Origin of the sequence: Candidatus Villigracilis proximus (assembly GCF_016717045.1) — a bacterium.
Classification (GTDB): domain Bacteria; phylum Chloroflexota; class Anaerolineae; order Anaerolineales; family Villigracilaceae; genus Villigracilis; species Villigracilis proximus.
Genome location: NZ_JADJUO010000011.1, coordinates 52,341 through 70,760, shown reverse-complemented (window position 1 = coordinate 70,760; position 18,420 = coordinate 52,341). Strand labels below are relative to the sequence as shown.

24 protein-coding genes are annotated in these 18,420 nt (G+C 48.7%); 17 read left to right on the top strand and 7 right to left on the bottom strand.

Features of this window, described 5'->3' with window-relative positions:
- Positions 1-17 precede the first annotated feature (17 nt).
- From minC to IPL71_RS13585, 5 genes are all read right to left on the bottom strand, one after another.
- Positions 18-695, bottom strand: a complete 678-nt coding sequence (gene minC / locus IPL71_RS13605; RefSeq protein ID WP_345322438.1) for a septum site-determining protein MinC — start codon at positions 693-695, stop codon at positions 18-20.
- Between the two features lie 90 nt (positions 696-785).
- Positions 786-2,987 (bottom strand): penicillin-binding transpeptidase domain-containing protein, encoded by a 2,202-nt coding sequence (locus tag IPL71_RS13600; protein ID WP_345322437.1) that lies wholly within the window; start codon positions 2,985-2,987, stop codon positions 786-788.
- Entirely contained in the window at positions 2,984-3,382 is a 399-nt protein-coding gene (locus tag IPL71_RS13595) for a hypothetical protein (RefSeq protein ID WP_345322435.1), read from the bottom strand. Before IPL71_RS13595 ends, IPL71_RS13600 begins: the two co-directional genes overlap by 4 nt.
- A 124-nt stretch (positions 3,383-3,506) precedes the next feature.
- On the bottom strand, positions 3,507-4,331 hold the full coding sequence (gene mreC / locus IPL71_RS13590) for a rod shape-determining protein MreC (protein WP_345322433.1): 825 nt from the start codon (positions 4,329-4,331) through the stop codon (positions 3,507-3,509).
- A gap of 37 nt (positions 4,332-4,368) precedes the next feature.
- Positions 4,369-5,442, bottom strand: coding sequence for a rod shape-determining protein (locus tag IPL71_RS13585; RefSeq protein WP_345322431.1), 1,074 nt, complete (start codon positions 5,440-5,442; stop codon positions 4,369-4,371).
- A 147-nt stretch (positions 5,443-5,589) separates the two neighbouring features.
- Here IPL71_RS13585 and IPL71_RS13580 point away from each other — a divergent pair, with 147 nt between their 5' ends.
- From IPL71_RS13580 to IPL71_RS13535, 11 genes are all read left to right on the top strand, one after another.
- A complete protein-coding gene (locus IPL71_RS13580) occupies positions 5,590-6,024 on the top strand; it encodes a DegV family protein (protein ID WP_345322429.1) in 435 nt (144 codons plus the stop codon).
- Between the two features lie 11 nt (positions 6,025-6,035).
- Positions 6,036-6,440 (top strand): DegV family protein, encoded by a 405-nt coding sequence (locus IPL71_RS13575; RefSeq protein ID WP_345322741.1) that lies wholly within the window; start codon positions 6,036-6,038, stop codon positions 6,438-6,440.
- Positions 6,441-6,461: 21 nt separating this feature from the next.
- On the top strand, positions 6,462-7,136 hold the full coding sequence (locus IPL71_RS13570; protein WP_345322427.1) for a Crp/Fnr family transcriptional regulator: 675 nt from the start codon (positions 6,462-6,464) through the stop codon (positions 7,134-7,136).
- Positions 7,137-7,217: 81 nt separating this feature from the next.
- Positions 7,218-7,415: a YgaP family membrane protein gene (locus tag IPL71_RS13565; protein WP_345322425.1), complete on the top strand. Its 198-nt coding sequence runs from the start codon at positions 7,218-7,220 to the stop codon at positions 7,413-7,415.
- Positions 7,416-7,466: 51 nt separating this feature from the next.
- Complete coding sequence (locus tag IPL71_RS25980) at positions 7,467-7,559, top strand: thioredoxin family protein (protein WP_514130785.1); 93 nt, start codon at positions 7,467-7,469, stop codon at positions 7,557-7,559.
- A gap of 31 nt (positions 7,560-7,590) precedes the next feature.
- The gene (locus IPL71_RS13560) at positions 7,591-7,965 is read left to right on the top strand and encodes a thioredoxin family protein (RefSeq protein WP_345322740.1); all 375 of its coding nucleotides are present in this window, start codon (positions 7,591-7,593) and stop codon (positions 7,963-7,965) included.
- Between the two features lie 75 nt (positions 7,966-8,040).
- Positions 8,041-8,664, top strand: a complete 624-nt coding sequence (gene udk / locus IPL71_RS13555; RefSeq protein WP_345322423.1) for a uridine kinase — start codon at positions 8,041-8,043, stop codon at positions 8,662-8,664.
- 75 nt (positions 8,665-8,739) lie between these two features.
- Positions 8,740-9,249 (top strand): peptidylprolyl isomerase, encoded by a 510-nt coding sequence (locus IPL71_RS13550; protein ID WP_345322422.1) that lies wholly within the window; start codon positions 8,740-8,742, stop codon positions 9,247-9,249.
- 83 nt (positions 9,250-9,332) lie between these two features.
- Positions 9,333-9,896, top strand: a complete 564-nt coding sequence (locus tag IPL71_RS13545) for a VTT domain-containing protein (RefSeq protein ID WP_345322419.1) — start codon at positions 9,333-9,335, stop codon at positions 9,894-9,896.
- A 10-nt stretch (positions 9,897-9,906) separates the two neighbouring features.
- Positions 9,907-11,265 carry a M20/M25/M40 family metallo-hydrolase gene (locus IPL71_RS13540; RefSeq protein ID WP_345322417.1) on the top strand — a complete coding sequence of 453 codons (1,359 nt, stop codon included), beginning with the start codon at positions 9,907-9,909 and terminating at the stop codon, positions 11,263-11,265.
- 106 nt (positions 11,266-11,371) lie between these two features.
- Positions 11,372-12,013: a CBS and ACT domain-containing protein gene (locus tag IPL71_RS13535; protein WP_345322415.1), complete on the top strand. Its 642-nt coding sequence runs from the start codon at positions 11,372-11,374 to the stop codon at positions 12,011-12,013.
- A gap of 68 nt (positions 12,014-12,081) precedes the next feature.
- Here IPL71_RS13535 and IPL71_RS13530 read toward each other — a convergent pair whose 3' ends face one another.
- A complete protein-coding gene (locus tag IPL71_RS13530; protein ID WP_345322413.1) occupies positions 12,082-13,164 on the bottom strand; it encodes a pseudouridine synthase in 1,083 nt (360 codons plus the stop codon).
- Positions 13,165-13,289: 125 nt separating this feature from the next.
- Positions 13,290-13,874 (bottom strand): SMC-Scp complex subunit ScpB, encoded by a 585-nt coding sequence (gene scpB, locus IPL71_RS13525; RefSeq protein ID WP_345322411.1) that lies wholly within the window; start codon positions 13,872-13,874, stop codon positions 13,290-13,292.
- A 49-nt stretch (positions 13,875-13,923) separates the two neighbouring features.
- Between scpB and IPL71_RS13520 the strand changes: the two genes are divergently transcribed.
- The 6 genes from IPL71_RS13520 to IPL71_RS13495 all read left to right on the top strand — a co-directional run bounded on the left by IPL71_RS13520 (position 13,924) and on the right by IPL71_RS13495 (position 18,414).
- A complete protein-coding gene (locus tag IPL71_RS13520; RefSeq protein ID WP_345322410.1) occupies positions 13,924-14,496 on the top strand; it encodes a hypothetical protein in 573 nt (190 codons plus the stop codon).
- A 19-nt stretch (positions 14,497-14,515) separates the two neighbouring features.
- Complete coding sequence (locus IPL71_RS13515; protein ID WP_345322409.1) at positions 14,516-16,102, top strand: G5 domain-containing protein; 1,587 nt, start codon at positions 14,516-14,518, stop codon at positions 16,100-16,102.
- A 22-nt stretch (positions 16,103-16,124) separates the two neighbouring features.
- A complete protein-coding gene (locus IPL71_RS13510; RefSeq protein ID WP_345322407.1) occupies positions 16,125-17,081 on the top strand; it encodes a UDP-glucuronic acid decarboxylase family protein in 957 nt (318 codons plus the stop codon).
- Positions 17,082-17,193: 112 nt separating this feature from the next.
- The gene (locus IPL71_RS13505; protein ID WP_345322405.1) at positions 17,194-17,541 is read left to right on the top strand and encodes a GtrA family protein; all 348 of its coding nucleotides are present in this window, start codon (positions 17,194-17,196) and stop codon (positions 17,539-17,541) included.
- A 9-nt stretch (positions 17,542-17,550) separates the two neighbouring features.
- Complete coding sequence (locus IPL71_RS13500; protein WP_345322403.1) at positions 17,551-17,937, top strand: 4-fold beta flower protein; 387 nt, start codon at positions 17,551-17,553, stop codon at positions 17,935-17,937.
- A 63-nt stretch (positions 17,938-18,000) separates the two neighbouring features.
- Complete coding sequence (locus tag IPL71_RS13495; RefSeq protein ID WP_345322401.1) at positions 18,001-18,414, top strand: acyl-CoA thioesterase; 414 nt, start codon at positions 18,001-18,003, stop codon at positions 18,412-18,414.
- Positions 18,415-18,420: the final 6 nt, after the last annotated feature.

Below are 18,420 nucleotides of genomic sequence, written 5' to 3'. Positions count from 1 at the left end.
AATTCCTGTAAATAAGATTAGCCGGTATGCCAGAGTTCTGCTTGTAAACGTCCTTCACTATTAATGCTGGCAATTTCGGGCTTTGGGTCTTTTTGCGGTTTTAGCATCGCTGAAACTTCATCTGCAATACGAAGTTGATTGGCTGAAAGATCAAGAGCACAGATAAACGCCGAGCGATTGCCCTTTGCTCCAGCATGGATCATGCCGCGTACGCGCCCCCAAACAATAACATTGCCCTCCGCAACGATCTCAGCACCGGGGTTTACATCTCCCATCACAACAATATTTCCGGGAAATTCGATCCGCGTACCGGAGCGTAACGTTTTATTGACGAATAGAGCGGTGTCATCAGAGGCCGCGTCAACATGTGCTTTTTCTTGAGGACGTGGCTTTGAGATGCGCGTCGCGAGCCCAAGTAGTTGTGATGTATGCTCAGTGGTCGGCGATTCACTAATCACTGCCCAAAGTGTTATGTTACGTTCTGAAAGATGGTCACGCAGATCAACCAGATCATTGACCTTTAATATCTGCGAGCCAACATCTATCGCGAGCCGCGCTCCTTGAAAAAATGCGGGACGCTCTCCTATTTGAGCAAGCAGGGAAAGATATTGGTCTTCCCACGGCGCATCTGAAAATGTTGCGAGAAGTCCATCACGTATACCCTTTATCTGAACCAGCGAAGTAATTTGTTCCATAAGATTAACTAAACAACATATTGAATTATACCTGACGCCATATACAAAATGGAATTATTGTTTTGACAATGCAATTCCAGGAGGGCAAATTTAAGGCTCCGTCACCGGGCTGCCCTGTGCAATATCAATCGCCTTCAACTCAAAATAAGCCTGGATCACACGCGAGACAATGGGTGCGGCCACACTGGCACCTTCTCCGCCGTTATAAGCAAACGCAACCACGATAATCTCCGGGTCTTCAAACGGGGCGTAGGCCAATGTCCACGAGTGTGTGGGCCATGCGCCAAAGTTACAGCGATTTGCTGCACGCGCCACATCATCGCAGTATTCAGCAGTTCCGGTCTTGCCTGCTACTGCAATGGGAAAATCATTAAATACATCATACAAAGTGCCAAACAATGGGTCGGTAACCGCTAAACGAGTCCCTGCACGCACTGCGGCGATAGACTCAGGGCGAATGGTTTTCAGCTCATCTTCATTCAAACTACAGAAACCATTTTCGCAGGAATAGCCTTCGATAATGGGGGTAACTGTTACATCCCACTTTAAGTTGGGGGTAAATGGGGATATTTGGTAGCTTCCCTCGGTTTGAAAATCTGTGACGTTGAAAATTTCAGGGTCAGGATTAAACCAGGCTTCCACCGGGTTTCCGTCGCCATCTGTTATTTCGCGAACGATCGTCGGCTGCATCAGTTTTCCGCTATTTGCAATCGTTGCACCGGACATTAAAATTTGCAGGGGAGTAGCAAGCACATACCCCTGACCCACACTCGCGATATAGGTATCGCCTGTGGACCAGTTTTCGCCAGTATTAATGCGCTTCCACTGCGGATCTGGAATCAATCCATCCTGTTCGCCTTTTAATTCAATTCCCGAAAGCTCATCATACCCAAGCGCGCGCGCGTATTGTCTTAAACGGTCAATGCCCAACCCCTGCTCGATTTCATCACCATATCCGCCGCCCAGTTTATAAAAACAAACGTTGCTGGAGTAGGCAATACAGCGTAGAAAATCAATCGGGCCAAAGCCTTCAGGTTTCTTTTCAAAAATATGATCTACAAATGGCCTGGTATTACTATCGGTACACACGTCATTTGGATTAAATTTTTCACATAACAATAATTGACCGGGAGCATCCACAATGGTGCTCAAGTCCACGATGTTCTCATTGAAAGCGCCTGTCGCTGTGGATAATTTGAACACAGAACCGGGCGGAAATTCTGCAGAGATCGCATTATTCAATAAAGGCTTGCGCGGATCCTGATTCAACTGTTCGAAATAATACGAAGGAATCAAACGTGCGAAGCGATTATTTTCATACGTTGGGTAGGAAACCATCGCCAGAATTTCGCCTGTTTTCGGATTCATGGCAATTACCACGCCGCTTGAAATACGAACTTTCCCAAAATAGGTATTCCAAAAATTAACTTCCTGGATCAAAGAGGCTTCTGCCGCCGCCTGCAAACGGGTATCAATCGTTAAATACACATTGTTTCCCGGCACTGTTGGAATGGGCGGCTCAAGGTTGCGAAGTTCCTGTCCGGCCACATCAATTTGCACAACACGCAAACCATTTCTGCCGGCCAGAATGTCCTGTAAAGAATCTTCAACCCCAGCGTAACCAATTTTGTCACGGTTGGGAATAAATCCCTGAGCACGATATTCTTCTTCAAGTGATGCGGGAATAGGGCCAAGAAAGCCAACCAACGCAGAGGTCAATGAGCCGGTGGGATAATCGCGAATCGGCTCAATATCCACAGTGACGCCAGGCCAGTCCACCGAATTCTCTTCAACGATCCGTGCCACTTCGGTGGAGACATTACATTTAATTTTTACAGCGCTATAAGGGGCAAGCGTATCCTGTAATGCGACAAGCTGGGAAATACCCGGGCCGGGCACACAAGCCGCAAACAATTTAGCCTCTTCGAGAGATTCATCTGTCACGGGTCCGCCTACAGGAACTTCGATCAACGCTGAAAGTTCACGGTAAATACGCTGAATATCAGATTCGTCATCGGGCAGACCGGCGGGGGTAATGACTACGTTATATGAGGCAAGATTGCGTGCCAAAATGTTGCCATTTCGATCATAGATGATGCCGCGCGGAGCAGGCACACTCACATCATTAGTGTAATTGTCGACGGCGCGTGTGGTCCAATCGGCATTTTGAACCACCTGGAGATTAATTAGCCTGAAAAGCAAACCGGTAAAGACCAGAAATACTGCGATGTAAATTGTAGCAAGCCGCCATGTCTCAAAGCGGACAGGGCGCGGCATGGAATTAGAACTCATTCATACTCCTCTAAAGGATAGACCCAACGCGATAATTCACGCATAAACGCATAGATCAGGATCGAGAACAACATGTTAAGCAACAGGCTGGGCAGGACAATTAATCCTATCACATCTGCAAAAGAGAAGGGTGTGCCCAAAATGCGCAAAACAGCAAAAGATAAGATGTTGATAAACAAGGTGCCGGTAAAAGTGACGCTAAACATTGCCAGCAAGGGCGCCTGCCAGACACGTCTTTGCAGGGCTTGTGCAATAAAAACAACTGAAAAGTATCCAATGAACAGGACGGGCCAGGGCATACTGGAAACAAAGCTAACCATGATATAGGCAAGCGCAGTCCAATGCCAGGCCGATTTTACACGTTCCTGTAATGCCCACGCAGCCAGCACAAGCAAGGCAAGTCGGCATAGCCGGAAAGTAACTTTATCTGACTAATCACAGAGGATTGAAGAATCACGGCCAATCCAAGCAAAGGAAAAGCAACAAGATTTCGCATATTAAATCGTTTAAGGGGAAGGGTTAAGGCTCAAGCGGTGAAATATCTACCGGACGGAAATTCGTAATCACCAGCACGATCTCAAGACGGGTGAAATCCACAGCAGACTGGACTGTGGCTTGTTGAAAGAGTTCAAACTCAAGGGTGCGGAGCGTAACCACCTGCCCGAGGGGCAAATCAGACGGATACCCGCCGCCCAGACCGGAGGTCAAAATAAGATCGCCAGCTTCCACCGGTGTATCCTGCGAGATCATATCCAAAGAAACATCGCCGGTAACCGACCCGAAGAGTACGGCATCTGTCTCTGCATTTTGCAAATAAACATTGATGGCTGATGCGGGGTCGGTAATTAGCTGCACACGCGCCGCATCAGCAATAACTGCATCTACGCGACCTACCAAACCTTGATTGGTAACAACAGGCATACCACGCCGAATATCATCGTTCGAACCGCGATTAATAATAATGTAATGTAAAAATGGACTTGGGTCGCGGCCAATTACAGCAGCAGCTTTATATGTACTTTCAGGATTTGAACGGGAAAAATCAACAAGCGCGGCAAGGATTTCTGTCTCATTTACACGCTGCTGTAATTCGATGACCTGAGCCTGTAACTGCGACACCTGTGATTCCAATTCGACATTGCGGGCACGCAAAGAAACAATATCACGCGGCGCCTTAACAAAGTCCTGAAAGCCAAGATAACGGGAAGATATCCACATTTGCAATTCGATCAAAACGGAATTAAATTGTCTTGAAGTGGAACCAAAAAAGCCGCCGAGGGCCAGGGCCAGAATCCCCCCCACCACAAGAAAAATTATTGTTGTTTGTAAAGAACGGGAGTTCATATTTTAGTTTGCCTCAGGCAAAAAAGCCAAAAAGCAATTATCCAGGAATGTGACGCGTACTACCGCGCTCCAAACCAACCAAATAACGGCCAAGTGTTGGCAGGTCTTCAAAGATCATCGCAGCGCCACGCGCAACACAAGTGAGCGAATCTTCAGCAACCCAGACACGTAATTTCAATTCATCGGTCAGGCGCTCTGCAAGTCCTTGTAAAAGTGCGCCGCCGCCTGCCAGACAAATGCCAATATCCATCAGGTCGGCTACGATCTCCGGCGGAATTTCATCCAAAGCATCGCGGACGGTGTCGATAATTACCTGCACAGAACCGGCAAGGGCTTCACGTATTTCAATGGAAGAAACCTCAACCGTCTCAGGCAAACCAGTGACAAGATTTCGACCACGCACTTCCATTGTTTTTTCGGGCTGTAACGGATAAGCTGAGCCAATTTGCCATTTGATCTGCTCAGCATTGCCTTCACCGATCAACAGATTATATTTATTGCGAAGATATTGAACAACATCCTGATCCATCTCGTCGCCTGCAACACGCAGAGAACGGGAAGCAACCACACCGCTCATGGATAACACAGCGACTTCAGTGGTACCACCGCCGATGTCCACAACCATTGAGCCGCGAATCTCCCCGACTGGCAGACCAGCTCCCAGCGCGGCCGCGATCGGTTCTTCGATCAACATCGCCTGACGCGCGCCAGAGGCCATCACTGCATCATAGACCGCGCGCTTTTCCACTTCGGTCACGCCTGTAGGCAGCCCAACGATCACGCGCGGACGCGGCAATGGAACCATGCTTTGTTCATGGACCTTGCCAATAAAATATTCAAGCATAACCTGGGTTACATCGAATTCGGCAATTACCCCATCTCGAATAGGGCGCACAACCACAACATTACTAGGGGTACGTCCGACCATTTCCTTGGCTTCGAGGCCGATCGCCAACGGCTGCCGCAATTTCTTGTCGACAGTTACCCATGACGGCTCGTTAATAACAATCCCTTTACCGCGAACATGAACCAGTGTATTCGCAGTGCCAAGGTCTATGGCAATATCAAGAGAGAAAAGGCCTAGCAGCCAGTTAATAGGGTTGAAGGCCAAAATAGGCTCCTAAATAAAAATCTTTGTATTTCATTACGTTTAAATACAATTATACCATGAGCAATGAAAACTTATTTTTCATATACGCAATCCCCCACTGGGGGTAAAATTGCGGTCATTCATTCCAAAACCGACCTGGAGAAAAATATGTCAAAAATTGCAATTGTCACAGACAGTACTTCATTTTTACCCGCAGACATTATTAAGAAACACAACATTACCGTTGCACCGCAGATCCTCATTTGGGGTGAACAGGAATTTCGAGACGGAATAGATATTCAACCGACAGAGTTTTATATTCGTTTAAAAACTGCCAAAACGATGCCGTCTTCATCACAAGTTTCTCCGTCCACCATGCAAGCTACTTTTCAAAACCTTATAGATCAGGGATTTGAGATCCTCGGGCTTTTTGTTTCATCAAAACTCTCAGGCACCATGCAATCTGCACTGCAAGCAAAAGAGACGATGGGAACCGCCGGCGAAAAAGTTGCCATTGTGGATAGCTTCGCCACCTCAATGAGTTCTGGGTTGATCGTACTGCTGGCCGCTACGCGCCGCCGAAAGCGGATCCAGTTTAAGTAGGTGTATCGCCGCTGTGGAAGGACAAAAAGAATTCAGGCCTTTTCTTCGCAGTAGACACCCTCGAATTCCTACATCGCGGCGGACGCATTGGCGGCGCACAGCGTTTTATTGGATCTGCTCTGAACCTGAAACCAATCCTTGCACTCAAAGAAGGCAAAGTGGAAGGCGTGGAAAGAATCCGCACAAAATCAAAAGCGCACGACCGCGTATTGGAATTGGTTGCCGAACAGGTAAAAGGCAAATCAAATATTCGACTGGCAACATTACATGCAAATGCAGTTGATGATGCAAAAACACTGCTTGATCGTGCCGCGCAGCAACTTAATCCAATAGAAACCATTTTTGCAGAAGTCAGCCCTGTAGTTGGAACCCACACCGGCCCGGGGACCGTGGGTCTTGCCTTTAGTTTTGAATAATTCACAGCACGTGATTGCCCGATGATCGATAACGCTCAATTCAATCGCATTGCACTATTACTGCCCATCCTTCAGCAAGCGGATGCGGCCTTCGCGCGTGAATTTCAGCAAGCAGCTTTTTTTGCGCGCATCCCTGCCGGCCATGATGTGTTTCTCGAAGGCGACCGGGTTGAATCCATTGCGTTATTAATCTCGGGTGTGGTGCGTGTTTACAAGATCGGCGAGACGGGCCGTGAAATTACTTTATATCGTTTTGGAAACGGCTCGTCTTGTATTTTGACCGCCAATGCCATTTTGAGTCAAAAGACGTTTCCAGCTGTGGCAACAGTTGAACAGGATGCCGAAGCAGTGATGATCCCAGCGGACGTTTTTCGTGATTGGGTAAAACGGCATGACTTGTGGCGCGAGTTTATTTTTGATCTGCTATCTCAAAGACTGTTCACAGTAATGGCGATCATTGATGAAGTCGCTTTTCGCCGCATGGATCGCCGTGTTGCTTCGTTATTATTGAGTCAGGCTAGAAAACAAAACCCGCTACGCATTACACATCAGGAAATCGCTTCGGAATTGGGAAGTTCGCGTGAAGTGATCAGCCGCTTACTCGAAGATTTCGTCAGCGATGGCAGTATTCGCTCAGGACGCGGCACCGTGGAAGTATTGGATTTCGAGTTACTCGAATCCCGTTCGCTTATGTGACATTGTCACCGACAGAAAGCGGCAAGTCTCCTATACTGTTGATATCAAACTAATCAACTAATCAACCAAAGGAGATTTACCATGAAACGCAATATGTCTAATACTGATCGCATCGTCCGTGTCGTGCTCGCCGCCTTGTTCGCCTATTTATATTTCGGCGGAATTGTCACCGGAACTCTCGGCATCGTGCTCGTCGTGCTCGGCGCGGTGTTCCTGCTCACATCCGTGATCGCCTTCTGCCCGTTGTATGCGCCTTTCAAGCTCAGCACATATAAATAATCAACACCTATCGGAGCGGATGAGAAATCATCCGCTCCAAAATTATCAGCCATGAATAAAACAGAATTTCAACAAAAAATTTCGGAATCGGAAAAACCAGTCATCATTGATTTTTGGGCGCCGTGGTGCGGGCGTACAAGATGACCAAACCCATTCTTGATAAACTCGCAAAAGAATATGCCGAAAAGTTGAGTTCATGCCGATCAACGCAGATGACTCGCGTGAAGTGCTCGAACAATTTCGCGTCTTTGGCATTCCAACGGTCATTACACTGCGTAATGGAAAAGAAGTTGGGCGTGTAACCGGCGCACAAACTGAAGAAAATTACCGAACCATGTTTGAAGCGTTGGCGGAAGGCAAAGAAGTAAAAGTTCCGCTCACACAATTTGACCGCATGTTACGTCTCGGCGCTGGCGGACTATTTATCATGGTCGGGATTTCAACCAGCAGCTGGTTGATCGCGGGCGTCGGCGGGATTCTCGCTTTTATGGGGATTTATGATCGTTGTCCGATCTGGCAGGCGTTGACGGGAATCTTCAAGCGCAAATAAATGTTCATCGTCGCACGAAACAGGCTCCAGGTCCGCCCGGAGCCGTTTTTTCATTCATGGGCTATAATCAAAAATATGAGTCCTAATCATCCCTTGGTCATTGGCATCGCCGGTGGATCAGGCTCCGGCAAAACAACGGTCGCCCAGGAAATTCTCAATCGCGTTGGGGCGGATCGAATTGCATACCTTCAGCATGATTCATATTACAAAGATCTAACCGGACTGCCTCCCATCCTGCGCAGAGATGTCAACTTTGACCACCCGAATTCCCTCGAAACTGAATTATTGATCAAACACGTCGAATCATTGCGTAACCTGCAACCTGTTGAAGTCCCGATCTACGATTTCTCCACCGACAGCCGCACCGGCCAGACCTTTACCGTTGCGCCGCGCGGAGTAATCATTGTGGAAGGCGTGCTGATCTTTGTGGAGCCTGAACTGCGAAAATTGTTCGATGTAAAAATTTTTGTCGATGCCGATGCAGATGTCCGTTTCATTCGCCGTTTACGGCGCGACATCACCGAGCGCGGACGCACAGCAGAATCGGTCATCAAACAATATGAGGCAACGGTCCGCCCGATGCATCTTGAATTCGTTGAACTATCCAAACGATACGCAGATGTGATCATCCCCGAAGGCGGACATAACGTTGCCGCTCTGGATATGGTAGTAGCAAGAATAGAAACACTATTAAAATAAGGTTTCAACAAAGTTTCTGTTCTTGATAAATTTTGTTACTCACAACTTCAAAACGTAAATATAGGAGATTTAAAAATGGCAAAACAATGGAACACTCCCCCCGCAATGTTGATCGACCCGAAGAAGCAATACAAAGCACACATGGAAACCGACAACGGCATCATGGTGATTGAATTATTCGCAGAAAAAACACCGATCACCGTCAACAATTTCGTCTTCCTTTCACGTGAAGGATATTATGACGGTGTCATCTTCCATCGTGTGATCGACAATTTCATGGTGCAGGGCGGCGACCCAACCGGCACCGGCCGCGGCGGCCCCGGCTACAAATTTGGCGATGAATTCGATGCCAGCTTGAAACATGACAAGCGCGGAATCCTCTCCATGGCAAACGCCGGTCCCAGCACCAATGGCTCGCAATTCTTCATCACTCACGGCCCCACTCCCCATTTGAACGGCAAACACACTGTCTTTGGACAGGTCGTGGAAGGGCTGGATGTGTTGATGTCCATTCCTGCGCGTGACCCGGGCAATGTCAATGCGCCAGCGGTGAAGATCATCCGTGTCACCATTGAAGAAAGCTAACCAAAAAAGAACAAGCAGTAAAAACTGAAACAACGCCAATTCAAGATCATAAAAAATCTGGGGTTGGCGTTGTCATTTTACGCGTGCTTGCATTGGCCGCCGTCATTGGCATCACGGTCTATATTTATAGTATCCGCGACCATGTGGATGAATTTACGGCTTATGGATATCCGGGCATCTTTCTGATTATGTTAATGGCAAACGCCACTGTCATTTTGCCCGCGCCGGGTGTGGCTGTGGTCTTCGCCATGGGCAGTGTACTTAATCCACTTGCGGTTGCATTTGCAGCCGGAGCAGGCGGAGCCATCGGCGAGTTGACCGGTTACCTCGCAGGCTTTAGCGGACAGGCAATTGTGGAAAACACAAAAATCTACAATCGGGTTTTGCCGTGGGTGAAATATGGCGCATGGGTAATTTTTGTGCTTTCGGCATTTCCAAATCCATTTTTCGATATGGCAGGTATCGCCGCAGGGATTGCAAAAATTCCACTTTGGCAGTTTCTGCTGGCCTGCTGGGTTGGGCAAACGATTAAGATGGCAATGTTTGCCTACGCCGGCGCGTATTCCATTGACTGGATCGCAGGTTTTTATAAAACCGTACCTAAATGCCAAACCTCGGACTCGAAGTCCGCGCTTCCTAACAATTAAGGAGAAATTTATGAGCGACTATAAAAAGATAGATTCATACATTGAAAAAAATCTTGATCAAAGTCTTTCCGAACTTTCAACCTATGTGGCGCAGCCCAGCATCAGCGCGCAAAATATCGGACTAAAAGAATGCGCTCAACTGGTAAAGTCCATGCTTGAAAAACGCGGATTCACAGCCGAAGTGATGGCGACTGACGGCGCGCCGGTTGTGTTTGCAGAACGAAAAGGAAAAAGCGACAAGTCTCTGTTGATCTACAATCATTACGATGTGCAGCCGCCCGAGCCATTGGATCTGTGGCTGTCTCCGCCCTTTGAGCCGGAGATACGCGATGGAAAAATGTATGGCCGCGGCGTAAGCGATGACAAGAGTCACCTCACTGCGCGTTTGTTCGCCATTGATTCAATCCTCGAACAAGACGGTGAACTTCCGTGCAATATCAAATTCATCATCGAAGGCGAGGAAGAAACCGCCAGCGAACATCTGCATGAATTCATCAAACAGAACATGGATAAATTAAAAGCCGATGCCTGCATCTGGGAATTCGGCGGCGTGGATCATCGTGAAGTACCGATGCAATATCTCGGCTTGCGCGGTATTTGCTATGTTGAACTTTCGGTTGAGTCACTCGGCACGGATGTCCACTCGGGGTTGGGTGGCAGTATCCTGCCTAATGCGGCGTGGCGACTCACTTGGGCACTGGCCAGTTTGAAGGGCGTCGATGAGCGGATCCTCATCCCCGGTTTTTATGATGATGTGATTCAACCCACAGCCAGAGACCGTGAGTTAATGGAGAAACTTCCAAATTTTGAAAATGAATATAAATCACGCTATGGCGCAAAGAGTTTTATCAAAGGCATCACTGGCGGCATTGATCTAAAAATGGAAGAGGTCTTCACGCCCACCTGTACCATTTGCGGAATCACAAGCGGCTATCAGGGTGTTGGGCAAAAAACTGTCCAGCCGGCGCGCGCTTCTGCCAAAGTGGATTTCAGACTCGTGCCGAATCAAAAGCCAACAGACATTCTCAAAAAACTCCGTGCCCATCTTGATGCGCAGGGTTTTGAAGATGTGCAAATTCAATATCACGGCGGCGAGCCTGCCGCGCGCACTGACCCTGATGATCCGTTTATCAAGATCGTTGTGGATGCCGCAACTGACGCCTTTGGCGTGCCAATGGAAATTGTGCCCATGATCGGCGGCTCCGGCCCCAACTACCCGTTCGTCCATGACCTGAACCTGCCCGTTGCGACGATGGGCCACGGCTACCCTGATACAAAGGCCCACGCCCCTAATGAAAATATCCGTTTGGATTTGTATCTCAAACACGCAAAGCACATGGCGCGTGTAATAAAAGAATTCGCAAAGTGACCTTATACACTCCAATTTAGTGACTTCTTTTCCGTGAATACCACGTATAATGTGTTTGTAACAATTTTCACAGATTATTTTCAGCAAAACATATTTGGAGGCAAAAATGTTTGTAGGCGAAAGAATGTCCCACCCGGTTATTTCAGTTACACCAGAAATGTCAATTCACGATGTGCTGGCCATGTTCAAGAAAGAACACATCCGCCGCGCACCGGTCATCAAGAACGGAAAATTAGTCGGCATGGTATCTCAGGGTGATTTGCTTAACGCATCCCCTTCCCCTGTGACCAGCTTAAGCGTTTGGGAAATGAATTACCTGCTCAGCAAAGTGACCGTCAGCCAGGTAATGAGCAAAAAAGTAAAAACCGTTGACGATACCACCCCCATCGAAGAAGCTGCGCGCATGATGGCTGATTCAAAAATTGGTGGTATGCCCGTTATGCGTTCCGGCAAAGTAGTCGGCATGATCACAGAAACCGATCTCTTCAAAGTCTTCCTTGAATTGATGGGAGCACGCACCAAAGGCATTCGCGTAACAGCAGTCATTGACGATGCGGCCGGACAGCTCGCCAAGATCACGAAAGCCATTGCAGATGCAGGCGGCAACTTTATTTCCTTCGGTCAATTCTCTGGTGACGACCCCACAACAAAAGTACTCACCTTCAAAGTCGCTGGCATCAAGAAAGATGATGTAAAAAAAGTTTTATCAAAAGTTGTACAAAAATTCTGGGATGTAAGACAGAGTTAATCAGAAACAAATTAAAAACAAAAAGTGTGCAGAAAAAAATTCTGCACACTCTTTTTGTTTTCACAAGATCAACGACGTGAGGTTCGGGGTTTGGTATTACTGCGGGTACGATCACTACGACCACCGCGTTCCGTCCGTCCGCCGGGACTACGCTTAGGGCGATCCGTTGTGGTTGGCTGGCTGGCCGGTCCGCGCTTCGGGCGGTCTGATGTTGAGACGATCAGCGGAGCGCGTTTCGGGCGCTCTGATGTTGCAGGCCTTTCATTGGGACCAAGTTTCGGGCGCACTGTTTTACGTGAGCGATCAATAGGAGCACGCTTGGGTTTATCTTTTGGATTGCGTTTTGCATCCTCAGACGAAACAGCCCGCTCTTTCGGTGCGCGGTCGCTGCGATCTGAACGGCTGCGTTCAAAACGCCGTTCCATCGTTGGCACTTTGTCACCTTTTAATTCTTCCACTTCATTTTCGGTCAAATGCCGCCATTGACGAGGTTTCAAACTGCCAAGTTTTAAGGTGCCAATCCGCAAGCGGATGATCTTCACGACAGGCAAGCCAAGCATTCTGCCCACTTCGCGGATCTGACGTTTTTTACCTTCCCCCATCACCACCCGAATCCATGCGCCTTTACCAGACGTGGAAAGAAAACTTACATCGGCAGGCAGAGTCTTATCGCCATCGTCAAGCACCACGCCACGGCGCCATGCTTCCATTTGTTTTTCATCAGGCTTACGCGCAAGAAGCACACGGTATTCTTTTTCATGCCCATAACGCGGATGTGTTAATTTGTTCGTCAATTCGCCGTCATTGGTCATCAGGATCAAGCCTTCCGAATCCCAATCCAAACGGCCAACGGGATATAAATGTCCGCTCAACGGAATCAGATCACGGACGGTCTGCCTGTCATCCTGTCCTTCCGCGGCGGAAAGCACATTACGTGGTTTATATAAGGCAACGTAGGTCATTGTCAGCGCTTCGGTCTTTGGCAGTAACTTTCCATCCAAAGTGACTTTATCAATGGAAGGGTCGGCCTTCTCACCAAGTGTCGCGGTCTTTCCATTAACACGCACACGTCCTGCGATAATATATTCTTCACAAGAGCGGCGCGAGCCGTAACCGGCCTGGGCGAGTAATTTTTGTAATCTTTCCTGCATGGTTAATTAATTCCTATGTTAAAAATCTGGTAAAGGAGAAAAGTAGAAAAGTAGATAAAGTACACAAGTGGAAAAACTAAAGCGCCTACGTGTTTACCTTGCTTACTATTTACATCTCTACAACCCTACCCCTTCAACAAAACACTATGCTCATCATCTGTTTCAACAACAGGCACAGCCAGCGGAGGCAATTCAATGATCGAGCTTAAGCCAAAATGCTGTAAAAATTCCGGTGTGGTCGAATACAAGATCGGACGTCCCGGGCCATCTGCGCGGCCGGATTCCTGAACCAGCCCCTTGCTCAGCAAACTTTTCATCATACCGTCACTATTCACACCGCGGATCGAATCCACTTGCGGACGGGTACAGGGCTGTTGATAGGCAATGATCGCCAAAGTTTCGAGCGCCGCACGGCTCAAGTGCGAGATCGATTCCAAACCGAGGAAAAGCTCAACCAGTTCGGCCAGTTCGGGCGCAGTGGTCAATTGCACGCGCCCAGCATTTCGTTGTAGACGCAGGCCGCGGGTTACGAGGGCTTCGTCCAGTTCTTTTAATCCGCGCTCAATGACAGAGGCAGTGACATCCAACGCTGTTGAAAGCTGCGCCACCGGCACAGGTTCCGCTGAAACGAACAACATCGCTTCGATTTTTGCCGCAAGTGACAGTTCCGTATTGGAAACAGCCGCTGAAGTGGATTGAGAGTCGCTCATGCTATAATTGCTCCGCTTAATAAATTTACTTGCAAAACACAAAAAAACTATGAAAACAAAAAACAATTTCCTTACTTTTTTCTTTAGCGCCCTGATGCTTACATCACTGGCCTGCACGATCTTTGTCGGCGGCCCTGAATACACCACCACAACTGTTCCAGTTTCAACGGACGAAGTGCAATCCATGCAATCTCAGGTCGAACAGGCATTGGTTGCAGGCGCCGAAACCGGCACGGTTACATTGCAGATCACTGAAAGCCAGCTGACTTCTTACATTGCGCTCAAAATGCAGGAACAAACCAGCCCGCCATTCACCGAGCCGCAGGTTTTGCTTCGCAATGGTCAAATGCAATTGTACGGAAAAATTGACCGTGGCATGTTCGCCGCCAATATGCTCATCACTATGAATGTCAGCATTGACCCGGCAACCGGCCTGCCAAAGATCGAGATCGCCTCGGCAGATTTTGGTCCCTTCCCCGCGCCTGAAGGTTTGAATACTGCCATCAACGCAATTATCGGAGAAGCATTTACCGGCTCACTCGGACCTGTAGCCTTGGGCTTTCGTCTTGAATCGATCTCCATTGCAGATGGAATTATGACGATGACCGGCCGTATCAAATAGCGGCTGGATTATACCCGACATGCTTCGCATCCGACCCCGCCTCAGTCTGCTTCTGTTTCTATTTACATTTGTTACACTGATCGTTTCCTGCCGCTCCCCGCAACTCGGCGAGGAGATGATCGTTACCATTACAGCAGACGGTTCGACTCGCGACATAACCGTCAGCGCCGGAAGCACAGTCACACAGGCACTGCAAACCGCGGGCATTGCACCGGGTAATTTGGATCGCACAGAGCCGCCCTTTTATACAATACTCAGCCAGGGTGACACGATCACGTTGACACGCGTCTCAGAAGTATTTGAAACCGAACAAGTGGTGATCGCATTCGAACGGCAGATCGTACGCAATGAAACACTCCCCGAAGGCGAAACCAGACTCGTTCAAGCGGGCGTCAACGGGTTGGAAGAAGTTACCTATCGCAGAATTCTTGAAGATAATATTGAGATCAGCAAATCATCGGTCAAGACCGTTATTTTAAATGAAGCATTGCCTGAGATCGTCATGGTCGGCGCGCAATCATCCTTTACACCATTGAACATCCCCGGCACCATTGTTTATCTTGCCGGCGGCAACGCATGGATCATGGAAGACTCCACCGCGAATCGCCGCATCATCGTCAGCACCGGTGACCTTGACGGGCGCATCTTCAAACTCTCGCCCAATGGCGAATATTTGATCTTTACCCGTAAATCCAAAAAACCGGCCAGCGAAGAGATCAACACGCTTTGGGCCGTACGGGTTAAGAATGTTGAGCCCAAACCGATCTGGTTACAGGCTTATAATGTTGTGCATTTTGCCGAATGGATTCCCGGCACGAACTCAGTCGCGTATTCAACAGTGGAACCGCGCAGCACAGCCCCCGGCTGGCAGGCGAATAACGATCTGTATCGTGTCAGCCTCACGGGTGGAAGTCCGCGCAAGATGTTGGATGCAAACAGCGGCGGCGTGTATGGCTGGTGGGGAATGTCGTTTGCCTATTCAGCAGATGGCAGGCTGGCATATTCACGCCCCGATGGCATCGGACTTGTCGATCAGGATGGCGGTTATCTAAAACCGATGTTGAATATCACGCCGCTCAACACACACAGTGACTGGGCCTGGATTCCGCCCATCGCCTGGGGCGCAGATGGAAAGACCTTATATTACGTGACTCACTCGCCCGCGCCTGCACCCATTACCAGCGAAGAGTCTCCCTTTTTTGACCTCTCAGCCGTCTCGTTCAGTAGTGAAGCGGTTGCATCCATTGTCGACTCAGCCGGCATGTTCGCTTATCCATCCGCATCTCCGATCCGATCAGATGGCAGGGAAAAAATTTATCAGGTAGCGTATTTACAATCCATTTTTATTGAGCAAAGTGAAACCAGTCGTTATCGTTTAATTGTCATGGATCGTGACGGGTCCAACAGCAAGACTCTCTTCCCGCCCACAGACGCAAGCGGAATTGAACCACAGACACCGATCTGGGCACCCGAATCGCTTGAGGGGCAGACGGACAATTTTATTGCGATCATGTATCAAGGCAATTTATGGTTGATCGATAGCGGAAGCAGCGAAGCTTATCAGGTCACTGGCGACGGATTGATCAACGCCATTGACTGGAAATAATTTTTTAAAAGAGGATAAAAAAATGAGAATACTGATCACAGGCGCAGCTGGATTTCTCGGCTCCCATCTCAGCGACCGATTACTATCTGATGGACATGAAGTTATCGGCATGGATAATTTCGTCACAGGCAGCCCGGATAATATCGCCCACCTCGCGGATAATGAAAACTTTTCCTTTTATAAACGCGATGTATCGAATTATATTTTCGTGCCCGGCAAAGTGGATGCGATTCTGCATTTCGCTTCGCCCGCCAGCCCCAACCCGCAATCAAAGTCTGGATATTTTAATTTGCCGATCCAAACCATGAAGGCCGGTGCACTTGGCACTCATAACTGTCTCGGTCTGGCCCGCGCACAGAATGCAAAATTTTTACTGGCCTCCACCAGTGAAATTTACGGTGACCCTGAAGTACATCCACAACCTGAAACTTACGCCGGGAACGTAGACCCCGTTGGAACACGCGCCGTATATGATGAAGCCAAACGCTTCGCAGAATCATTGACCATGGCTTACCACCGTTTTCATAATGTAAATACAAGCATCGTGCGCATCTTCAATACCTATGGTCCACGCATGGACATGGAAGATGGTCGCGCCCTGCCCAATCTGCTCAAACAGGCTTTGCTCGGCGAACCGTTGACCGTATACGGTGACGGAGCGCAAACCCGTTCCTTCTGTTACGTGGATGATCTTGTAAACGGAATTGTCAAATTGCTCTATTCAGAAGAACACTATCCAGTCAATATTGGCAATCCAACTGAGATGAGCGTGCTTCAATTTGCGGAAGCCATCAACAAGATCACCGAAAATAAAGCGGGGATTACCTATGTCGATGCACGCAGCGCACGTGACCCACAGCGCCGCCGCCCCGATATCACCCGCGCCCACGATATTCTACAATGGGAGCCAAAGATAGAGATCGAAGAAGGCATCAGACGCACCATTCCTTTCTTTAAACAAAAACTGGGACTTGCATGATCATCACGGACACAAAAGAACGAAATCGCTTTTTTAAATTTGCGCTGGTTGGGCGCGATTGGCGCAGCAATTGACTTTGGGGTCATGAATCTGCTCCTCGCACTTTACAACCATGCCCTTGGTCTATGCAGGGACAATCTCATTTACCTGCGCGGTGATCAGTAACTTTATCTGGAATCGCTTTTGGACATATCCCGAATCGCGCTCACGTACACTATTTAGTCAACTGGGAATGTTCTTTCTAGTCAATTTAGCGGGAGTCGCGATCCGTATTCCCACCCTGCATTATCTTGAGCCGCCCGTGCTCAATTTTTTCGAAGGCGTATTTCACACCTCACACAAAATTGCAGAGTTCTACGCAAACAACCTGACCCTCGCCGCCGCTGTTGGCGTTGTAATGATCTGGAACTTTTTTGTGAACAGGTATTGGACGTATAATGACATTGATAAAACTGAATGAGGTGCATCCATGTCAACTGGCACAACTCAACCTTCATTAATCCCCGTTTACACAACAAAAGGTGATGCAGAAGCGTTCCTGGTGTATCCATATTTATACAATCGAAATGGTGACTGGGTCGGCTTCGTGAGCCCAAAACGGGAAGTTTATTCTGTCATCGGATATTATGTCGGCACGATCACCAACGATCCGCGCATTATCCGAAAACGGGCAACCAGCACCCTCATGCAGCGCTTACAGCCGCCGCCAAAGCCCAAAAAGATCAGCCTGCCCGCTACAATTCCGCTCGCGCCATTAATGGGTGACCTCAGCCCATCTTTTATTGACGTACTACTCGACGAACCCGAACGCCTGCACACTACAGACTCAGGCGAATATCGCGAAGACCTGGATTAATTTAATGACCGATCCACACGCACAAAAACACACGCGCCTTCACACGTTACTCTCCCGCAATTGATGCACCCCGAACACGCCAACCTGCTCGGTAATGTCCACGGCGGCTGGATCATGAAACTGGTAGACGAAGCCGGCGCACTGGCCTGTATGCGCCATGCCCAAAAGAAAGTCGTCACCGTGGCAATTGACTCGATGACCTTTCGCCAGCCCATCCGCATCGGCGACCTGATCGTGCTTAACGCAGAAGTCACCTACACCGGCCACACCTCCATGGAAGCCGAAGTGCAAGTCATTGCCGAGAATCCGATTACTGGCGAACGCACGCACACCAACACAGCCTACCTAGTCTACGTGGCACTCGATGACGAAGGACACCCGACAACCGTCCCCGCGCTTGTTCTTGAAACCGAAGAAGAGATCAAACGCATGGAACAGGCAAAGAAACGTCAGGCGCATCGCATCTCACAAAAATAAATCCCA

What these genes read in the sequence shown, in the direction of transcription:
- IPL71_RS13580 (WP_345322429.1), top strand. Translation starts at nt 5,590, where the DNA reads ATGTCAAAAATTGCAATTGTCACAGACAGTACTTCATTTTTACCCGCA.
- minC (WP_345322438.1), bottom strand. Translation starts at nt 695, where the DNA reads ATGGAACAAATTACTTCGCTGGTTCAGATAAAGGGTATACGTGATGGA.
- IPL71_RS13495 (WP_345322401.1), top strand. Translation starts at nt 18,001, where the DNA reads ATGCACCCCGAACACGCCAACCTGCTCGGTAATGTCCACGGCGGCTGG.
- IPL71_RS13570 (WP_345322427.1), top strand. Translation starts at nt 6,462, where the DNA reads ATGATCGATAACGCTCAATTCAATCGCATTGCACTATTACTGCCCATC.
- IPL71_RS13520 (WP_345322410.1), top strand. Translation starts at nt 13,924, where the DNA reads ATGAAAACAAAAAACAATTTCCTTACTTTTTTCTTTAGCGCCCTGATG.
- IPL71_RS13565 (WP_345322425.1), top strand. Translation starts at nt 7,218, where the DNA reads ATGAAACGCAATATGTCTAATACTGATCGCATCGTCCGTGTCGTGCTC.
- udk (WP_345322423.1), top strand. Translation starts at nt 8,041, where the DNA reads ATGAGTCCTAATCATCCCTTGGTCATTGGCATCGCCGGTGGATCAGGC.
- IPL71_RS25980 (WP_514130785.1), top strand. Translation starts at nt 7,467, where the DNA reads ATGAATAAAACAGAATTTCAACAAAAAATTTCGGAATCGGAAAAACCA.
- IPL71_RS13500 (WP_345322403.1), top strand. Translation starts at nt 17,551, where the DNA reads ATGTCAACTGGCACAACTCAACCTTCATTAATCCCCGTTTACACAACA.
- IPL71_RS13530 (WP_345322413.1), bottom strand. Translation starts at nt 13,164, where the DNA reads ATGCAGGAAAGATTACAAAAATTACTCGCCCAGGCCGGTTACGGCTCG.
- IPL71_RS13540 (WP_345322417.1), top strand. Translation starts at nt 9,907, where the DNA reads ATGAGCGACTATAAAAAGATAGATTCATACATTGAAAAAAATCTTGAT.
- IPL71_RS13535 (WP_345322415.1), top strand. Translation starts at nt 11,372, where the DNA reads ATGTTTGTAGGCGAAAGAATGTCCCACCCGGTTATTTCAGTTACACCA.
- IPL71_RS13510 (WP_345322407.1), top strand. Translation starts at nt 16,125, where the DNA reads ATGAGAATACTGATCACAGGCGCAGCTGGATTTCTCGGCTCCCATCTC.
- IPL71_RS13600 (WP_345322437.1), bottom strand. Translation starts at nt 2,987, where the DNA reads ATGAGTTCTAATTCCATGCCGCGCCCTGTCCGCTTTGAGACATGGCGG.
- IPL71_RS13505 (WP_345322405.1), top strand. Translation starts at nt 17,194, where the DNA reads ATGCCCTTGGTCTATGCAGGGACAATCTCATTTACCTGCGCGGTGATC.
- mreC (WP_345322433.1), bottom strand. Translation starts at nt 4,331, where the DNA reads ATGAACTCCCGTTCTTTACAAACAACAATAATTTTTCTTGTGGTGGGG.
- IPL71_RS13550 (WP_345322422.1), top strand. Translation starts at nt 8,740, where the DNA reads ATGGCAAAACAATGGAACACTCCCCCCGCAATGTTGATCGACCCGAAG.
- scpB (WP_345322411.1), bottom strand. Translation starts at nt 13,874, where the DNA reads ATGAGCGACTCTCAATCCACTTCAGCGGCTGTTTCCAATACGGAACTG.
- IPL71_RS13515 (WP_345322409.1), top strand. Translation starts at nt 14,516, where the DNA reads ATGCTTCGCATCCGACCCCGCCTCAGTCTGCTTCTGTTTCTATTTACA.